Origin of the sequence: Pseudoalteromonas sp. KS88 (assembly GCF_004766475.1) — a bacterium.
Classification (GTDB): domain Bacteria; phylum Pseudomonadota; class Gammaproteobacteria; order Enterobacterales; family Alteromonadaceae; genus Pseudoalteromonas.
This window is the reverse complement of sequence record NZ_PYHV01000007.1, coordinates 1-16,346: the sequence shown is the minus strand read 5'-3', so window position 1 is coordinate 16,346 and position 16,346 is coordinate 1. Positions and strand designations below refer to the sequence as shown.

Here is a 16,346-nt window from a genome sequence, read left to right as displayed (position 1 = left end):
CCTCAGTGATTGAGGCATTATAAGTAATAAATTAAAAAAGCTGCCTTAAAACCCTTCTAGGACAAGTTTTCCGCGTGACTGATAGGATTCTAAAATTTGGTGCGCTTTTACTAAATTCTCAACGCTGACTTTTCCTAGATGTTGGCCTAAAGTCGTTTTAATGGTGCCATTATCAACTAACTCTGCTAATTCAGTAAGTAGCTGATGTTGCGCAATCATGTCGTCGGTTTGATACATCGAACGGGTATACATAAACTCCCAGTGAAGTGAAATACTCTTACGTTTTAATTTTAAAATATCAAAGCTGGCAGGATCGTCTATTAACGCTAACTTTCCTTGTGGTTTAATAACATTAATAATTTCATCAAGGTGCTGATCTGTATGCGTTAAGCTAATTACATAGTCAAACTCATCCATGTTACGTTGAGTGCGTTGCTCATCAAGGCTTTGCGTGTGATCAAGCACTTCGTCTACACCCAACTTATTTAGCCAAGCAACACTTTGCGCGCGTGATGCTGTAGCCACAACGGTTAAATTAGTAAGCTGCTTTGCTAGTTGCACTAAAATAGAGCCTACACCTCCTGCTGCACCAATGACCAAAAGTGATGCCGGTTTTGCCGACTGACTCTTTGAAATTTGAAGACGGTCAAACAGAAGTTCCCATGCAGTAATACTTGTTAAAGGAAGAGCCGCAGCTTCTGGGTTGCTCAAGGTGCTAGGGGCGCGGCCGACAATTCGCTCGTCAACAAGCTGTAACTCAGCATTACTGCCTTGGCGGGTTAAATCGCCAGCGTAGTAAACACGATCGCCTACGTTAAATAAAGTTACTTTATCGCCAACGGCTTTAACTGTGCCCACAGCATCCCAACCAATTACTTTATAGCCTTGTTCAGAAGATACATTAGCACGAATTTTTGCATCAACAGGGTTCACTGAAATGGCTGATACTTCAACTAATATATCATGGCCGTGTGCCTTTGGTGTGGGAAGCTCAATCGCTTGAAATGACTCAGGTGTGAGTGTTTTAGTTGCTTGTGTATAACCAAATGCTTTCATGTTTACTCCGATAAGTTAACGTTATGGCGTTACTATAACGCAGTTCTCGTAGATAAAAAGTCCCGCTAGATAGAATGACATTCAAAAATTATTGGCTAATTAAATCATTATTCAACTTATCGAGTAAGGTTATTAGCTGCGCGGCTTCTTGTTCAGAAATTGAAGGAAACTTACAGCGGACTTGCATTGGAATTTCAGCTGCTTTATGTTGCAGTTCATGCCCAGCTTGTTGCAGTTTTACTAACCTTTTTCGCTTATCTTGGTCATCATGTACAATTTTAAGCAGCTGTTTATCCGTCATCTTTTTTAATATTTGCGTCATAGCACCGCCATCAATGGCTGTTTTTTCAAGCAGCGTGTTAATACTATTATTATCTTTTTCCCACAGCGCCATCATTACAACATATTGCGGATAAGTAAGATCAAGCGCGAGTAACGCTTCTCGGTATGCACGAACAATGCCGTTTGACGCCATGTATAAGCGATGACAAATTTGATTATCTAACTTTAATTGTGAAAATTTCATACTGACTCAAAGTGTAATGTATTACTGGTATTTTAATTTGTACACAAAGTATTTGCAATGTTGGATTTTTAATTTTATTATTTTGCATGCAAAATAAATCAATCAACTTAAAGAGGCATTCATGAAAGAATTACAAAGCGTAGCGTATACGGCAAAAGCAGCGGCAACAGGTGGACGTGAAGGCACGGCAAAATCAGATGATGGTCGCCTCGATGTTGCTTTATCAACACCAAAAGGCTTGGGTGGAGATGATGGTAGAGGTACTAACCCAGAGCAATTATTTGCAGCGGGCTATGCAGCATGCTTCATTGGTGCATTAAAACTTGTTGCAGGACAAGCAAAAATCAAACTACCAGCAGACACGCGTATTGATTCAGAAGTATCTATAGGCCCAATCGAAGGTGGTTTTGGTATTGCTGTTAAGCTTGCGGTTTATGTAGGTGATGTGGATAAAGACACAGCCAACGCACTTGTTAATAAAGCGCATGAGGTGTGCCCATATTCAAATGCAACTCGCGGTAACATAGCCGTGGAACTTTCGGTTATCTAATTTATGTAGTGCCTATCAACCAAGTAAGTTATTAGGTTGGTAGGCTTGTCTTTACACTCATTATTCATATCACTATTACGTATCAAGAATTGCCATGTTAATCACGTTTTTTCAATAATATGCTGTAACTTTTCATAATTAGACTAAACTCAAAACAGCAGTTTAATTAAGGGTTAGGAATAGGCGAATGCAGCAATTAGCATTATCTAAAAAGTTACTTTGGATAACCGTAGGAAGTATCTTTATTACCGTTTTTGTTTTATCGAGTATTTTGTGGTGGGAATTATCAAATAGTAATAAAGATTTATCTGCTGATTCAAGAAAACTAATTGTTGCTGAAGTAGAAGAAAAACTCATCGCTAACGCTTCATCGTATGGGGAGCGAATTGCAGGGTTTATCAATGAGTCATACCGAGTGCCGTTTTCATTCGCAGCAATACTCGGTGATGAAAAAACGGCAAGCACATTAAGCCGCGAGTCTGTGGTTGCGTTGAACGAGTCGCTACTTAAGAAAAACACAAACATTTCATCTATTTATTCGCAATTTGAAGCGAATGGTTTTGATGGCAATGACGATCAATATCAATCAGGCTTTAAGCATTCAGTTGCCGGTGAAGGCACGCTAGAAGTGTATTTTACACGTAGTCGTGATGGTGTGATTGAACAGCAAGTTGTTGAAGATATTAATGAAAAGTACTTAACTAAACTTAATGAGTTTGGCCAACGAGAAGCTGAGTGGTATTTATGTGCTAAAGACACTAAACAACCCTGCATTATGGAACCTTATCTTTATGAAATATCGCCGGGATATTCTGAGATGATGACATCCCTTGTTGTGCCAGTTATGAGAGGTGGCAAATTTATTGGGATTACAGGGGTTGATTTAACATTACCGGTTTTTCAAACCATGACTGAGCAGCTTTCAAAAGAGCTCTACAATGGTAAAGCGAGAGTGACCTTACTGAGCTCGTTAGATTTAATTGTTGGTAGCAGTCATTACAAAGATAAACTAGGGCGTCCGCTTAAAGAAGCGACGTCTTCAAGTTTAGCAACCAGTTTTGACCGTCTGAAACAAGACAGTGGCATTCATAAAGTAAACGATGATTATTTAGTTAACTACCCAATTTCCATTAAGTTAGCGGGTAAACAATGGAATTTACTGATTGAAGTACCTACAGAGCTTGCATTATTAGGCCCGCAAGCATTGGCAGACACCATGGATAAAAACGCCAATACACTAGGTGGTATTATTCTAGTTACAGGCATTATTATCGCTGTAGTTGCCTTCATAATAATGACTCTTGTTATCAAAAGTATTATTGCGCCACTGCAACAAATTCAAATGCGAGTAGATAATTTAGCGAGCTCAGAAGGTGACTTAACGCAAACATTAACCGTTGAGTCTCACGCTGAATTAATTGCTCTTGCTGACGGTTTTAATGCTTTTTTAGCCAAACTACGTGATTTAATCGCCCAACTAAAAGATGTGTCAGGGCAAACTAAACTACAGGCACAAACCGCGGCGCATGTTGCTGTTGATACTAAACAAAATGTGCAGGCTCAGTTTCAAGAGATTGAAAGTGTTGTAACAGCAATGAATGAAATGAGTGCCACTGCACTTGAAGTAGCCCGTGCATCTGAGCAATCCGCCCAGCAAGCAGACGAAATAAACTCGTTAGTAAATAGCAGTGAATCTAGCTTGTCGTCTGCGGTCACCCAAGTGAAAACCATGTCTGATGAAATTAAACAGGCCAATCAAGCCGTTGAAAAAGTAGCGGCGCGCAGTAATGACATTACACAAATATTAGATGTTATTCGTACAATTTCAGAACAAACTAACTTACTTGCGCTTAACGCAGCTATTGAGGCTGCTCGAGCTGGTGAGCAAGGACGAGGTTTCGCTGTTGTTGCCGATGAGGTTAGGGCGCTGGCATCAAAAACCCGTGCTTCAACCGATGACATCAGCGGTTTAATAGACAGCTTGCAACTCGAAGTAGGTAATGCCTCTACAGTAATTGAGAAAGGCGTTGTCAGAGCGCAAACGGCTGTGGATGAAACCACTGTGGCATTTGATGCACTACACAGTGTAGTGACTAAAGTTGAAGATATTACCGGGCAGATAACACATATAGCAACAGCTGCCGAAGAGCAAAGCTCTGTCACAGAAGAGATTAACCGCAATCTTACTTTGATTTCGGATGCTGCGTCACAACTAGCGGAACTTTCAACTCAAGCTGGCGATGGCAGCCAAATGCTAAATCAATTAGTTGCTCAGCAAGATGATGAGTTGAATAAGTTAAAAACCTGATAAGAGATTTAAACGCTGCTATACCAAGCGAGTGGTTAAGGTATAGTGGCGCTATTTTGTTCTGAAAAGCAGCTATGAGAAACGACTTAAGCACCTGTCATACCTTCCAAAACACAATTTAAAGCAACAGCAAATCCTCTTTTATATTTTATGTAGAATCGAAGTAACTGGTTGAACCAAAATAGGAACTCGGCTATGGTTGATTCACCAATAAAAATAGTTTAAACGAGTTAATTTACAGGCCCGTTATGTTTTCATTTTAGGAAGGAGTCAACGGATGAAGCAGAGTTTTATTTTTGGTGCGGTATTAACCTTTCTTGGTAGCTTACTTCATATAGCAATAATAATTGGTGGGCCAGATTGGTATTTAGCTTCAGGAGCAGGTGAAAGTTTAGCTAAACAAGCTGAATCAGGCTCTTTGTATCCAGCTTTTGTAGGTTCCATTTTAGTGTGTATTTTTTTAGGTTGGTCTATATACGCACTTTCTGGTGCAGGTATAATTCGTAAACTTCCATTTTTAAAGTTATTCCTAATATTAATTGCTGCCTTATGTATAATCAGAGGCACGTACGGCTTTTTCATCCCAGTGCTATTTGATAGTCCATACGTTGTAAATTTAGGAGTTTGGTTTTGGGTATCAAGCTCAGTCGTATGGTTAGCAATCGGTTTATCTTACGCTGCTGGTATCAAATCAAACTGGTCATATATCAGTGCAGTAAAAACATAACGACTTGCAAACTCGGCTGTAATATCGATATCACGGAGAGATAAAATTAGTAAACTAATCACAAAAGAACGCAAGCTACTGCTGGTTTTGGGTATATCAGTTCTTCTTGCAATTTTTGTCGTTAAATGGGCAAATGTAGATAGTCCTGTTTATAGACCGCTTATTCAAGATATGCGCTTGGTTGACTCAGTTAAAATCGCAGATGTTTTAGAACAAGAGCGCATTTATTACTACGCCGACGTGAAAAATCATATGCTTTACGTAAACCAAGAGCAGTCAGAATTAGCTCGTGTCTCGCTAGCGAAAATCGGTATTGTTATTGAGTACCCAGAAATTACTAAACACACTGACCTGAATAAAGCTTATGATGAATTCATCAAACAGAAGAAACGAGAAGTAGAAACAGGAAATGTATGGCAAAGACCTTGGTTCTTTAAACTGGTTAAATCGGTTTTGGGAGCACTCGTAATTATTATTTTAGTTCTCGCTGTCGTTCGCCCAGCTTTAAAGTCAATAATTTATGACAGAGACGAAAAGTAGCTATAAAACATATAAGTCTTAACTCTGTTAGTCGGCACTCTTATTCTTTTCGACCGTTTTTATAAAGTTACGGTTAGCCCCAAATCATTAAACACATTTGTTTACTTTGTCAGTCGATAAGACTGTTAAGCCAGTAGCTTACGGTAAACACATCTAGTGTGCGTTACGCAGTAATCTCTTATTGCGATCTCATCGCAGCCAGGCTTTTCCTATATCCTTTTGGAGTTGCTGGGGCACTAGACATTCATCAGTTAACCTGAGCATAGCACTATTCAAGGCGGCTGGTTTCATCATTGTGATACAGTTAGTTTAAGGTGCCTAACGCAGTTATCAAGTCAGGTGTAAGCGACTTTGGTTATTGTATTAATGCACGCGTACTGAGCGTCTAATCAAGGCAAGTGGCTTAGGTCTTCAGTCATATAATCAGGTTAAACCTTATTGGTTATTCACTCACCCAATTAATTGATGCTCAGCCTTATATGCAGTTAGGTGATTTGCTTACTCAGTATTGTGGCTACCTCTTTGGTATCTATTATTTAATACCAGAGAGGCTATTGAGGCACATTTAGTTCTAATGATTAATATGTCAATAAATACTCAAGCCAAGTTAATTAATACATATGCTAGGCTCAGCTAGGTATCGGCCTTGGAAGTATTCACAATTATTCTCTTTCAAGATTTGGTAGGTTTGTTGGTCTTCAATTAAACATGCAATAAATTTAATGCCTAAGCCATGTGCTAAAGTAATTAGGGTCTTCAAAAAGTATTGGTCATCAATACTATTTAAATCATTTGTGAACCCACCATCTAACTTAACATAATCGATGTTTAGACCTTGTAAGTATTTAATTGAGGTTAAGTTGATAGCAAAATGTTCAATGCATACTTTGAACCCAAGTTGCTTAAGCTTTGCAATAATATGTGAGGCTTGATCCTGGCTATCAATAATTACCGTTTCTTTTATTTCAAATATAATTTGCAGAGACCTCTCGTTTGCTTTTTTACTGATCAAGTCTAACCACTGAATGAAGTCTTCGCTGTAGAGAGATTGTTTGGCCAGGTTAATGGCTATAGGCTTTTCATAATGCACCAAATTCAGTTCTAGTAGAGCGCTTATAATTGCTTTATCTAACTCAACTGTTAACTCTAGGCGTTCAGCCATAGTGAATATTTGGCTATTATTTAATGCTTTTTCGTTGTGCAAAATATTCGAGAAAAGTTCATAATATTCAACCTCATCATTATCGGCCACTATTGGTTGAACACTGAAATTGATGTTTCGATCGACTATTACACAGTTAATAACATCACGCCATTTTGAAAATGAGATAGCTGTTAAGTTTGAGTCAGTAGCGATGTCGATCTCTTTTGGGGTAGTGTCTAGACGTGAAAGTAAATCACTTAAACTGCAGTCGTTGCTATAATCAATAGCAGTCAATGTCGCGTACGGAGAGTCGAGTTCTTTTATCTGCTTCTGAGAGACCTGTATTGTTAAGTTTTCAAACATTTCTTGACGATATTCAATACCTACGTTTAGCATCAAAATAAATGTTCCACCTGAAATCCTAAATATTTCACTTTCTTGGGAATGGCTAAAACAATTTTTGATTAGGTTTTTAACTTCAGATACGTATATATCACCGGCAGAAAAACCAAAACGTTTGTTTATCGGGCTTAAAGAATCAAGAGAAATGAATACTAAAGAAGAGACATCTTCATTAGTCATACCCTTTTGGCAGGCACTAAATTGGTTTTCAAAAGCGCGACGATTACCAAGCTTCGTTAACTCATCTTGAAATACTTTTTTAGACAACCCATCACTGTGATCTGATAGTGATTCAAACGTTGCGTTTAGGTTTCTTACCATGTCATTCATGGCTTTGGTCACTGTTCTCAACTCTTTGGAAAAGGGTACGTCTTTATTGATAATAAATTGCTTATTGGTAACAGATAGTGCTTGATTTTCTAGTTTTTTCAAAGGTTTAAATATAGCATTTAAGATAAAATAGCCTAAAGTTAAGCTAATCACTAATAAAATTAAGGTGCTAACACAGGTGCTAATAGTATGTTGCCATAATTTATCATAAGAAAGGCCAGGATGACTTTGGACGATTAAAGTGCCGGCTATATTCCAGCCACCATTTACTTCACTTGACTCTATTACTTGTGGAAGTTCAAACAGGTTTACAAACCATATAGGGATCTCAGCTGCTTTTATTGGGTTTTCTCGCTCAATTAAGGTGGTTCCACGAGTATCTACATAGCGTATGTTCTGATAATAACCGGAGTCAAATATGGCGGCGATCATTGTTTCTGCAATTACCAGGTTTTCTTCGTCTGTGTATGGTGAAATTGAAAGTCCTAAATTTGTTGCTGCGTCATTTGCGTGGACGCTCATTTGCTCTATGAAATAGGCTCTAGTATTTTCAATATCAATTACTAAACGTGCAAAAAATGAAATAGATATTAATGTAAATATTAATCCATATATTTGTGTTTTAAGGCTCAAGCCTGTTTTGTTATTATTAGTCAATATTGTCTACTCCATTATTGGCGCTTAGGTCTTCTTCAATTCGATCAATCATACTTTGCCAAGATTTTAAACCGTGTTGGTTACGTACCTTACTCCCTATGCCTTTTGCCTTTGATAACCAGAGACCGTAACCATTAAAGCTATAAATAGGTTTTAAATCAGGGCGTTTTGTTGCTGGAAGTACTTTACGTTTGAAGTTATCCAACACAAGAGGGGTCGCATTTTCTTCTTCAAAATAAATTAATACCATGTGTGGTACATTAAGAGTTAACTGACGCACATACATTAACCTTAATTTATTTTCAGGAACACCTAGGGCAAGTAATGAGAAGTACTTAGCAATGGCGTAATCTTCACAATCACCACCTCCTCGGCCTAATGTTTCAATTGGTGAAGCCCAATAGTCTTTTTTCCCCCAAAATGCGATATCCTCGTAATAATCAACATGACGATTAAAAAACGAATTGACAGCATTAAGTTGCACCCATGCGTTATCGCTTTGGTGCTTCTTCAAAAGAGTCAACCAATCTGTATAGCGATCAACGCCGTCTTGATTATATTTATTCGCAACGAATCGTAAAAGTTTTTCGTCGCTTAGTCTTTCTTCAATTTTTTGAGCTAATGTATACAATGAAAAGGCGAATATACATACAAATAGGAGAAGTTTATTCAAGCTTTACTCTAAGTCAGACGTTAGTAAAAATAATTTCATAGTGTTTTAATACCGCCGATTCGTCAAATTTTCATCACGATTACAGAGTAAGCCTAAACACATAATTGCTATGTATGTCATGGCATTTGCGGTTGCTTGCAAAGGAAAGTCGACAAATATGTGGATCATCATAAATAGCATACTTGTGGCTACACCAAAACTCACGCCTTTGTACAATTGTGTTGCTTTTTTTGTCATATTTTTTAATGTTATAAAAAGTATGTAGAGGGATAATATAAAGACTAGGAACGAACTGATCAGTCCGAACTCGATAGCAAATTGAACATATTCATTATGAGCGTGATCATAAAAACCCGAATAGGGCAGAGATTGACTAGTTGGAAATAATCCGTAAAAGCTACCCCCTCCGTTGCCAATTAAGGAAGAGTTTTCGATCAACGTGAGTGAATCACGTACAACTTCATCGCGGGACTCTTCAAGAAAACTTGTTTCTATTAAGCGCGTTTGAAGCTTTTCGGCATCAAATATTGTTCCAACAATTATTATGTCAATAGCAAAAAAGCTGGTAATTAAATATTTTAAGGACCATGGCTTATTAGAATAAAAAAGTAATGCATACAGACCTACAATAGCCAAAGATACAAAGAAAGCCACATTTCCCATTCTAGAGCGTGTAAGCAAAAGAGCAGTAACGACTACAATTAAACACAAGCGAATAATTAATTTTTTCGATAACATGCTTTGTATAATATCTCTTACATAATAACGGGCTTTAGTGTGTGAATTAGGAGAAACTTTCAATTCGCTAATAATAAAGCCGATGCCTATAGCTAAAATCATAGCAAGGTAATTGGCTAAATGGTTGTGATAAATAAATGAGCCGTTCGCACGTTCAGCATATTGAAAACCAAAAAAGGGAGTGCTTGAGTTGGGGGAGAGGTTAAGAATAGTAGCATAAGTGGCTTGAAATAAACCTGCAATAATTAACGTATAAACAACCTTTGAGATTCGTGCTTTACTATTTGTATAAACACACACCAGCCATCCGAATAAAAAAAAGCTAATGGTTTTTAATAATAAAATTTGTGTCTGTATAGGGTCAACGCTCAGATAGAATGCTAATTGTAAAATAAGGGTAGAAACTAAAGTTCCAATTAAGCAGAAAATTGGCCATGTATTGGTTGGCGGGAAAAAGGCAGTCTTCGTTTTTGAGTGAGAAAATAGGTGCAGAATAAAAAGCGCAAAAACAACTATTTCGGAAATTGCCCATGCCCAAGGCCTATTGCTGCCCAGAGGAATTGGGAGCCAAACTATTAAACAGCAGATACTATAAAATATAAACTTATTAATCATATATTATAAAAAAGCCCTGCTATTGGGCCCCCTAGAATCATAATGGGCTAGTTGTCTGAGACAGCACTACCACCGCCACCACTACCTGAACCGGTTGCACTTGCCAATGGTGTACCTGTACCAGAATTGATACCTAAGTTATTTTGTCCACCGACTGCTGTTCCAGAGCTAATCAATTCTAGATTTAGATTTGGGTTTGTACTTGCATAAACAAGCAATTCATCTTCGGTGAGACCATTAGCTTTAGCGAATGCGAAAAAAGATTCTTGCTGCTCGTCACCTAAAGCCAGGCCATTAATTAACTGTGATAAACATTGTTCCTTATCTTCATCAATTAAAGTTAAACACTGACTTAGTTGCTCTAAAGGTAGGTTAGACGCTTCACCCGTGTTTTGATTAGCAGAGGCCGATGAAGATAGAGCAAGTAATCCAAAAATCAAAAATGTTTTTTTCATATTCCTAGTTATCCTTACTTAGTAATTGTTTCAATATTCAGCATCGTTGATAAGAATGATTATATATATTCTTAGCTTTTTTGCACCTATTTCTTTGACAAAAGAGATGGTAAGTAAAAGAAATGACAAGGTTGTCATTTTGGCATTAATGCTATTAATACAACAATATAGGAAAAAATATATTTCTCTTGTATTGTTATTTTAGGGACGCTAGACTTGTACCTAATAAACGCATCTTGATGATCAAATATACACTGTATATTCATTTGGATTTGATAGATCAAGTAGGTAGATGCGTACATTAAATACACGAACTTAAAAAAGCCAAACTTGGTGTGAGTCAAGGACGGAAAGCCACGGGTCTCCTAATTAATTAGGATGACAGCCGGGTTGCTGAACATTATTTTTACAAAATTTATATGTGAGGCATCTCTTATCATGAATCTGCAACAAACTTTCTTTGGTACAAACGGAATAGACCTTTTTGATACGCTTATCAACGGTAAATATATAAATACTTTGGCTGGTAATGATTCAGTTACCGTTAATCACGTCGATTTCGGCGCAAGATTAAATGGTGGTAACGACACTGATTTATTATCTTACAGCTCTTCAAGTGAAGGCCTGTATATACGTCTAGATCAAGGGTGGGTCACAAGTATTGATAATAAATCTTTATTTAGTTGGAAAGAATTAAATGCAAAAATAGCTGATGGAACTGTTGCGCACGATACAGTTGAAAATTTTGAAATTTTAATTGCATCTGACTATGCAGATATAATTCAAGGTTCAAGTAAATCAGATACAATTTATGGCATGTCAGGAAATGATTATATAAATGGCGGTGCTGGACTTGACTCACTCTATGGCGGCACCGGGGACGATGTTATTAAAACTGGCAAAGGCTGGGGCGATTTTGTAGACGCTGGCGAAGGTAACGATACTATTAACTTCTTTGGTGAAACAACGGAGCAAGGTGTCTACGCTCGCATGGATAAAGGTTGGGCAACTGATTACCAAAATAAATTTGATTACACATGGAAAGAAATAAATAGCAAAATAGAGTTAGGTGAGGTTGCGGCCGACAAATTTGTTAATGTTGAAAATTTCACAGGCACAAATTTCAGAGATGTCATCCAAGGCAGTTCTGGTGATAATATTATTAAGGGTGCTGGAGGCTCTGATTACATTCACGGTGGTTTAGGCTCCGATACTGCTAGCTATTTCGGTAGCACAGTTGATGGTCATGGTGTCAATGTACGTTTAGATCAAGGTTTCTCAGTAAGTATGGCTGATAAGAACTCTCTAAGCTGGAAAGAGCTATTACAAGCCGTAAAGTCTGACAAGATTGAAGCCGATAATCTTGTTAGTATCGAAAATGCTATTGGCTCAAAATATAATGATGCGATCCAGGGCGATAAATTTGATAATCGCTTAGAAGGCGCCCAAGGCAACGATTTCTTAAATGGTGGTGATGGAAACGATGTACTAGTTGGTGGCAGTGGTATAGACAGATTAGTTGGCGGACGTGGGAATGACACTTTTTATGCCGAAGAAATTGACCGACCTATAAATGGCGGTCAAGGTTTTGATATGATTGCCCAAATGGATGACGTAAATGGTGATAATGCCGTTAATATTGATTTAGGTGAAAGTAAGTTTAATAGTATTGAAGCGTTTATTGGTAGTAATGAAAGTGATGTTAACTACGCGCTTAACGTATCACTTGATAAAGTTGCAGAGCAATCGGATGGGGCATACGATGATATGTTCTTTGCAATAGGTATTGATACGTTGACGTTCTCAGAGCAGGTTGAACAGCAATCCACTCAAGAATTAGAAGGCGATTACGAAGCTGAACTAGTTGCATTGTTAGGTCTTGAAGCTTCTACACAACTCAAAGAGACTGTTTACTTAACTGAGAACAATAACCTTGTAACTGTTATTGAGGAAGTGATTGAAGAGTCTGCAAATGACTCAAGTGGCGCAAGCTCTTTTGATTTTATACACCAAGAACAAACATATATTGCTTAATTTAAGCTTTATATAGTGAAACAGCAGCTCTTTTAGCTGCTGTTTTTTTATTTCCTTTGAGTTGGAATTGGTGTGAAAAAAATTAAGCAGCACGTGATAAGCCGTGTTAAATGGACATTTTTTTTTAGTTTATTGACTAGCATTCTGATGTTAGTTGTACCTATTTATTCGCTTCAGGTTTTTGACCGCGTACTAAGTTCTTTTAGTTTAGATACCTTGTATTTATTAACGGCAATTGCATGCTGGCTAGTTATTGTTTATGGCGTTTTAGATTGGGCTAAACAACGGTTAGTTTATGCCACAGCGAATGAGTGGCGTGAGCAGGCTAATGCTTTATACGCCGAGGTAGGGTTTGCAAAAAGTGAAAATGGCAAACTAATCAGCGATATAAAGCAAGCGGAAAACGGATTACAAAGCCACTTGCCAACAGTCGCAGATATTCCCTGGACGAGCCTTTTTTTATTTGTATTGTTAATCATTCACCCAACTTTTTTTAGTATCGCACTCGCAAGTATAGTGGTACTTATGATACTTGCGTTTACTAATTATAAATTTAGTCAACGCGCCAATCTGCAGTCTTTATCTGGCAATGTTCACACAACCATAGTACAAAATAATCGCTACTTAACGGCATCTGGTCTTATTGCTCCAATGGTTAAACTATGGCGAAAATATATTGATAAAACCGCTACAAATCAGCTGAGTTATAAAACCCAAACTCTAAATGTAAGCAGTTTTTCAAAAACCTATCGACTAATAATTCAAATAATGATCACCTGTGTGGGTGTTTACTATGTACTTAATCAACAACTATCCGTTGGTGGTATGATTGCTGCTAGCTTAATTGTTGGTCGCGCATTAGGGCCTTATGAACAAGCCGTTATGCAGTTACAACACTGGGTAACCTGTTACAAAGCCTGGAAAAGAGTCACAAATCACGAGAATGATTTAGCCCCAACTGAGCAGACTCAACCACCTTTACCAACGGGCTCTGTAATTGCACAAAAGATTATTTATAAATATCAAAATGCAAATAAAGTGTTTATTAAAAACTTCAGCGCAGAATTTAATTCATCCCATGTCGTCATTGGTGCAAATGGCGCGGGTAAAACTACATTACTAAAGCTTCTATCAGGTGAATATGCCCCGTTTTCTGGCGAAATAAGAATAGATGGAAGCCAATTATCCAGCTGGAATTACGCGAATAAACAAAAAATAATTGGAATTTATCGTTCTGATTTGCCATTGACACAGGCCACAATTATTTCAAATATGTCCACTGATGCTGAAAATCATTCTTATGCAATAGAGCTTTCACAACTACTTGGTCTACACGAAAAAGTGATGCAGCATGAGCAAGGTTATGATACCGAATTGGTCGATATTCAATCACAACTTAGCAGCTCTGAAATTCAATTAATTATCCTTATTAGGGCATTGTGTAATAAGCCACATGTATTAATAGCAGACAATATTGATGATCATCTAGATACACGTTCAGAGTTAGCGCTGGCAAAATTATTAGTGCAAAGAAACGAGCAAGGAAAAATCACCATCTACAGCGCCAAAAAAATGAATTTAATTAGTAAAGCGCAAAATGCGCTATATCTTGAAGATGGCAATGTTAAATTCAACGGAAAAACGGCAGATTTTTTTGCTAGCCGCAATAAAGTAAAAGAGGCTAGTAATGGCTAAAAATAGTAGTAAAAGATGGATCGTCGTAAGCTTTTTAACATTTATTTTCGGATTTGGTACGTTTATTTTATGGTCCACACTATCTCCTTTAAGTTCAGCTTCAATAGCTGTGGGCAGTGTTGTTGTAAAAGGACATAAAAAAAGTGTTCAACACTTAGAAGGGGGAATAATCGAAGCCATTTATGTAGAAGAAGGCCAATATGTTGAGAAGGGTGAGGTACTATTTAGACTGGCTAAAGATCAGGCTTTAAATTTATTTGAGCAAACTCAGACTCAATATCTTCATGCAAAAGCCGCTTTTCAACGAATTCAAGCAGAATTATCAGGAATAGAAGTTTTATCATTTTCAGATTTTGATAACAATAACCCAAAAATAAAAGCGATGTTAGATTATCAAGTTGAGCAATTTCATGCCAATACACATAAATTAAACAGTTTAATTTCTCTTCAGCTTGAGAAAAAAGAGCAAAATACTCAACAGCTACAATCACTACTAGCAAGGCAGTCTTCAGATAAAAAACAGTTAAAAATTTCGAACGAACATGTAGCTATGTATCAAGAACTAGAGAAAAAAGGCTACTCATCTAGATCACAGTACTTAGCGGCAAAAAGTAACCAAGAGTCAATTCTAGGTCGTTTAAATGAATATGTGGGTTTAATACAACGGGCTCAAGCTGCTATTAATGAATCTGAACTTTCTTTAGCAAGTATTAAAATCGAGAACCAAAAACAACTCAGAGAAGTTTTTGAAAAACAGCAAGAGTTATTAAGCATTAGAAAATCAGAGTATCATCGTATTAAAGATGTATTGGATAGAACAACCATAATTAGCCCTATTTCAGGGTTTGTTGTGAATTTATCAGTAAACACACTGCAAGGTGTTATTAGCCCTCGTCAGGTATTGCTAGATATTGTGCCAGATACAGAGGATTTAATTGTTGAAGTATTATTAAATCCAAAAGACATAGAGTCTGTAAATATTGGGATGCAAGCAAAAGTCAGATTATCATCATACAATATGCGTCGTGTTGCTCCAATAGATGGTGTGGTTGAAAACGTGTCTGCTGATAGGATCTATGATAAAGAAAAAGAAATATCAGCGTATAAAGTAAAAGTAAAAATAGATTTTGTACCTGAAAATATAGAACTATTTCCAGGAATGCCAGCAGAGGTTATGATATTACTAGAAGAAAGGACTCCTTTAGATTATTTATTATCACCATTACTTGAGATGAATTATAATGCGCTAAGAGAGCATGGCTAATTTTACATTTCCAAGAATAAAAAACGCTCATTACAGAGCGTTTTTACCACGATAATTTATAGTTAGTTATCAGAACCACCACAGTCATCATCATCACCATCACGAGATCCTGATCCTCCGCCAACACAGCCATCCCCTGGGCCATCATCATCATCGGATAAGAAATTTTGGCCACGACGAGCCAGCCACCACTCAAATTGCTGACGAACTATTTCTTCTTTATTTGTAACTGTAGGCGCACTTACTTGTTGCATTGCAACAAGTAAGTCACTTAATGCAAAATCATCTAACTGAAATTTAGGATCAATCGATGTGTTTTGCATTATATAAGAATAAAAAGCTTGATATACCTCTGCGCGATTATATTCATCCGCTTTAGTCGTTGTTGTAAATAACATGCTCGCACCAAATGCTGTTATTAATAGTGCTTTTGGAAATTCCATTTTTTAAACCCTTAAAGTAAATAACACAGACATATTTTATAATGAAAAAGAATTGAAATACAGTGAATGTTCAACCTTTGGGTATATTTATTGTACTGTTTTATGACTGCAGCTCTTTGAGTTATTGTGCCTGCTATAAAAACTCTTCATATATTTTATCTATAGATAGGCTGTCTCTTATACACATCT

The 16,346-nt window shown here is 37.2% G+C and carries 14 protein-coding genes and 1 riboswitch; of the genes, 7 read left to right on the top strand and 7 right to left on the bottom strand.

Annotation, left to right across the window (positions count from 1 at the left end; all coding sequences use genetic code 11):
• Positions 1–45: 45 nt before the first annotated feature.
• Together C7Y70_RS03600 and C7Y70_RS03595 are read right to left on the bottom strand one after the other, a co-directional pair.
• The gene (locus tag C7Y70_RS03600) at positions 46–1,056 is read right to left on the bottom strand and encodes a zinc-binding alcohol dehydrogenase family protein (protein WP_135473407.1); all 1,011 of its coding nucleotides are present in this window, start codon (positions 1,054–1,056) and stop codon (positions 46–48) included.
• A gap of 88 nt (positions 1,057–1,144) precedes the next feature.
• On the bottom strand, positions 1,145–1,582 hold the full coding sequence (locus C7Y70_RS03595) for a MarR family transcriptional regulator (RefSeq protein ID WP_135473406.1): 438 nt from the start codon (positions 1,580–1,582) through the stop codon (positions 1,145–1,147).
• Positions 1,583–1,703: 121 nt separating this feature from the next.
• Between C7Y70_RS03595 and C7Y70_RS03590 the strand changes: the two genes are divergently transcribed.
• The 4 genes from C7Y70_RS03590 (at position 1,704) to C7Y70_RS03575 (ending at position 5,707) form a co-directional block, all read left to right on the top strand.
• Complete coding sequence (locus tag C7Y70_RS03590; RefSeq protein ID WP_135473405.1) at positions 1,704–2,132, top strand: organic hydroperoxide resistance protein; 429 nt, start codon at positions 1,704–1,706, stop codon at positions 2,130–2,132.
• Between the two features lie 187 nt (positions 2,133–2,319).
• Positions 2,320–4,440, top strand: coding sequence for a methyl-accepting chemotaxis protein (locus tag C7Y70_RS03585; RefSeq protein WP_135473404.1), 2,121 nt, complete (start codon positions 2,320–2,322; stop codon positions 4,438–4,440).
• Positions 4,441–4,717: 277 nt separating this feature from the next.
• Positions 4,718–5,167, top strand: coding sequence for a hypothetical protein (locus C7Y70_RS03580; RefSeq protein ID WP_135473403.1), 450 nt, complete (start codon positions 4,718–4,720; stop codon positions 5,165–5,167).
• An 87-nt stretch (positions 5,168–5,254) separates the two neighbouring features.
• Positions 5,255–5,707 (top strand): hypothetical protein, encoded by a 453-nt coding sequence (locus C7Y70_RS03575; RefSeq protein ID WP_135473402.1) that lies wholly within the window; start codon positions 5,255–5,257, stop codon positions 5,705–5,707.
• 607 nt (positions 5,708–6,314) lie between these two features.
• On the opposite strand, the gene C7Y70_RS03570 is transcribed toward C7Y70_RS03575, so the two are convergent.
• Genes C7Y70_RS03570 through C7Y70_RS03555 form a run of 4 tightly spaced genes read right to left on the bottom strand, consistent with a single transcriptional unit; the run spans position 6,315 to position 10,721 of the window.
• Positions 6,315–8,240, bottom strand: coding sequence for an EAL domain-containing protein (locus C7Y70_RS03570; protein ID WP_135473401.1), 1,926 nt, complete (start codon positions 8,238–8,240; stop codon positions 6,315–6,317).
• On the bottom strand, positions 8,233–8,913 hold the full coding sequence (locus C7Y70_RS03565; protein WP_245321352.1) for a transglutaminase-like cysteine peptidase: 681 nt from the start codon (positions 8,911–8,913) through the stop codon (positions 8,233–8,235). The genes C7Y70_RS03570 and C7Y70_RS03565 overlap by 8 nt, the downstream gene beginning before the upstream one ends.
• A gap of 45 nt (positions 8,914–8,958) precedes the next feature.
• Positions 8,959–10,266: an O-antigen ligase family protein gene (locus C7Y70_RS03560; protein WP_135473400.1), complete on the bottom strand. Its 1,308-nt coding sequence runs from the start codon at positions 10,264–10,266 to the stop codon at positions 8,959–8,961.
• 47 nt (positions 10,267–10,313) lie between these two features.
• Positions 10,314–10,721: a hypothetical protein gene (locus tag C7Y70_RS03555; protein ID WP_135473399.1), complete on the bottom strand. Its 408-nt coding sequence runs from the start codon at positions 10,719–10,721 to the stop codon at positions 10,314–10,316.
• Positions 10,722–11,034: 313 nt separating this feature from the next.
• A riboswitch (cyclic di-GMP riboswitch) is annotated at positions 11,035–11,119 on the top strand.
• A gap of 40 nt (positions 11,120–11,159) precedes the next feature.
• On the opposite strand from C7Y70_RS03555, the gene C7Y70_RS03550 reads away from it, so the two are divergent.
• The 3 genes from C7Y70_RS03550 (at position 11,160) to C7Y70_RS03540 (ending at position 15,714) form a co-directional block, all read left to right on the top strand.
• Complete coding sequence (locus C7Y70_RS03550) at positions 11,160–12,755, top strand: calcium-binding protein (RefSeq protein WP_135473398.1); 1,596 nt, start codon at positions 11,160–11,162, stop codon at positions 12,753–12,755.
• A 72-nt stretch (positions 12,756–12,827) separates the two neighbouring features.
• Positions 12,828–14,450, top strand: coding sequence for an ATP-binding cassette domain-containing protein (locus C7Y70_RS03545; protein ID WP_135473397.1), 1,623 nt, complete (start codon positions 12,828–12,830; stop codon positions 14,448–14,450).
• Entirely contained in the window at positions 14,443–15,714 is a 1,272-nt protein-coding gene (locus tag C7Y70_RS03540) for an HlyD family type I secretion periplasmic adaptor subunit (protein ID WP_135473396.1), read from the top strand. Before C7Y70_RS03545 ends, C7Y70_RS03540 begins: the two co-directional genes overlap by 8 nt.
• A 62-nt stretch (positions 15,715–15,776) precedes the next feature.
• Here C7Y70_RS03540 and C7Y70_RS03535 read toward each other — a convergent pair whose 3' ends face one another.
• Positions 15,777–16,157: a hypothetical protein gene (locus C7Y70_RS03535; protein WP_135473395.1), complete on the bottom strand. Its 381-nt coding sequence runs from the start codon at positions 16,155–16,157 to the stop codon at positions 15,777–15,779.
• Positions 16,158–16,346 lie beyond the last annotated feature (189 nt).

Excerpts from the sequence above, each read along its gene's own strand:
- C7Y70_RS03555 (WP_135473399.1), bottom strand. The coding sequence starts at position 10,721 with ATGAAAAAAACATTTTTGATTTTTGGATTACTTGCTCTATCTTCATCG.
- C7Y70_RS03550 (WP_135473398.1), top strand. The coding sequence starts at position 11,160 with ATGAATCTGCAACAAACTTTCTTTGGTACAAACGGAATAGACCTTTTT.
- C7Y70_RS03540 (WP_135473396.1), top strand. The coding sequence starts at position 14,443 with ATGGCTAAAAATAGTAGTAAAAGATGGATCGTCGTAAGCTTTTTAACA.
- C7Y70_RS03585 (WP_135473404.1), top strand. The coding sequence starts at position 2,320 with ATGCAGCAATTAGCATTATCTAAAAAGTTACTTTGGATAACCGTAGGA.
- C7Y70_RS03595 (WP_135473406.1), bottom strand. The coding sequence starts at position 1,582 with ATGAAATTTTCACAATTAAAGTTAGATAATCAAATTTGTCATCGCTTA.
- C7Y70_RS03590 (WP_135473405.1), top strand. The coding sequence starts at position 1,704 with ATGAAAGAATTACAAAGCGTAGCGTATACGGCAAAAGCAGCGGCAACA.
- C7Y70_RS03600 (WP_135473407.1), bottom strand. The coding sequence starts at position 1,056 with ATGAAAGCATTTGGTTATACACAAGCAACTAAAACACTCACACCTGAG.
- C7Y70_RS03535 (WP_135473395.1), bottom strand. The coding sequence starts at position 16,157 with ATGGAATTTCCAAAAGCACTATTAATAACAGCATTTGGTGCGAGCATG.
- C7Y70_RS03560 (WP_135473400.1), bottom strand. The coding sequence starts at position 10,266 with ATGATTAATAAGTTTATATTTTATAGTATCTGCTGTTTAATAGTTTGG.
- C7Y70_RS03580 (WP_135473403.1), top strand. The coding sequence starts at position 4,718 with ATGAAGCAGAGTTTTATTTTTGGTGCGGTATTAACCTTTCTTGGTAGC.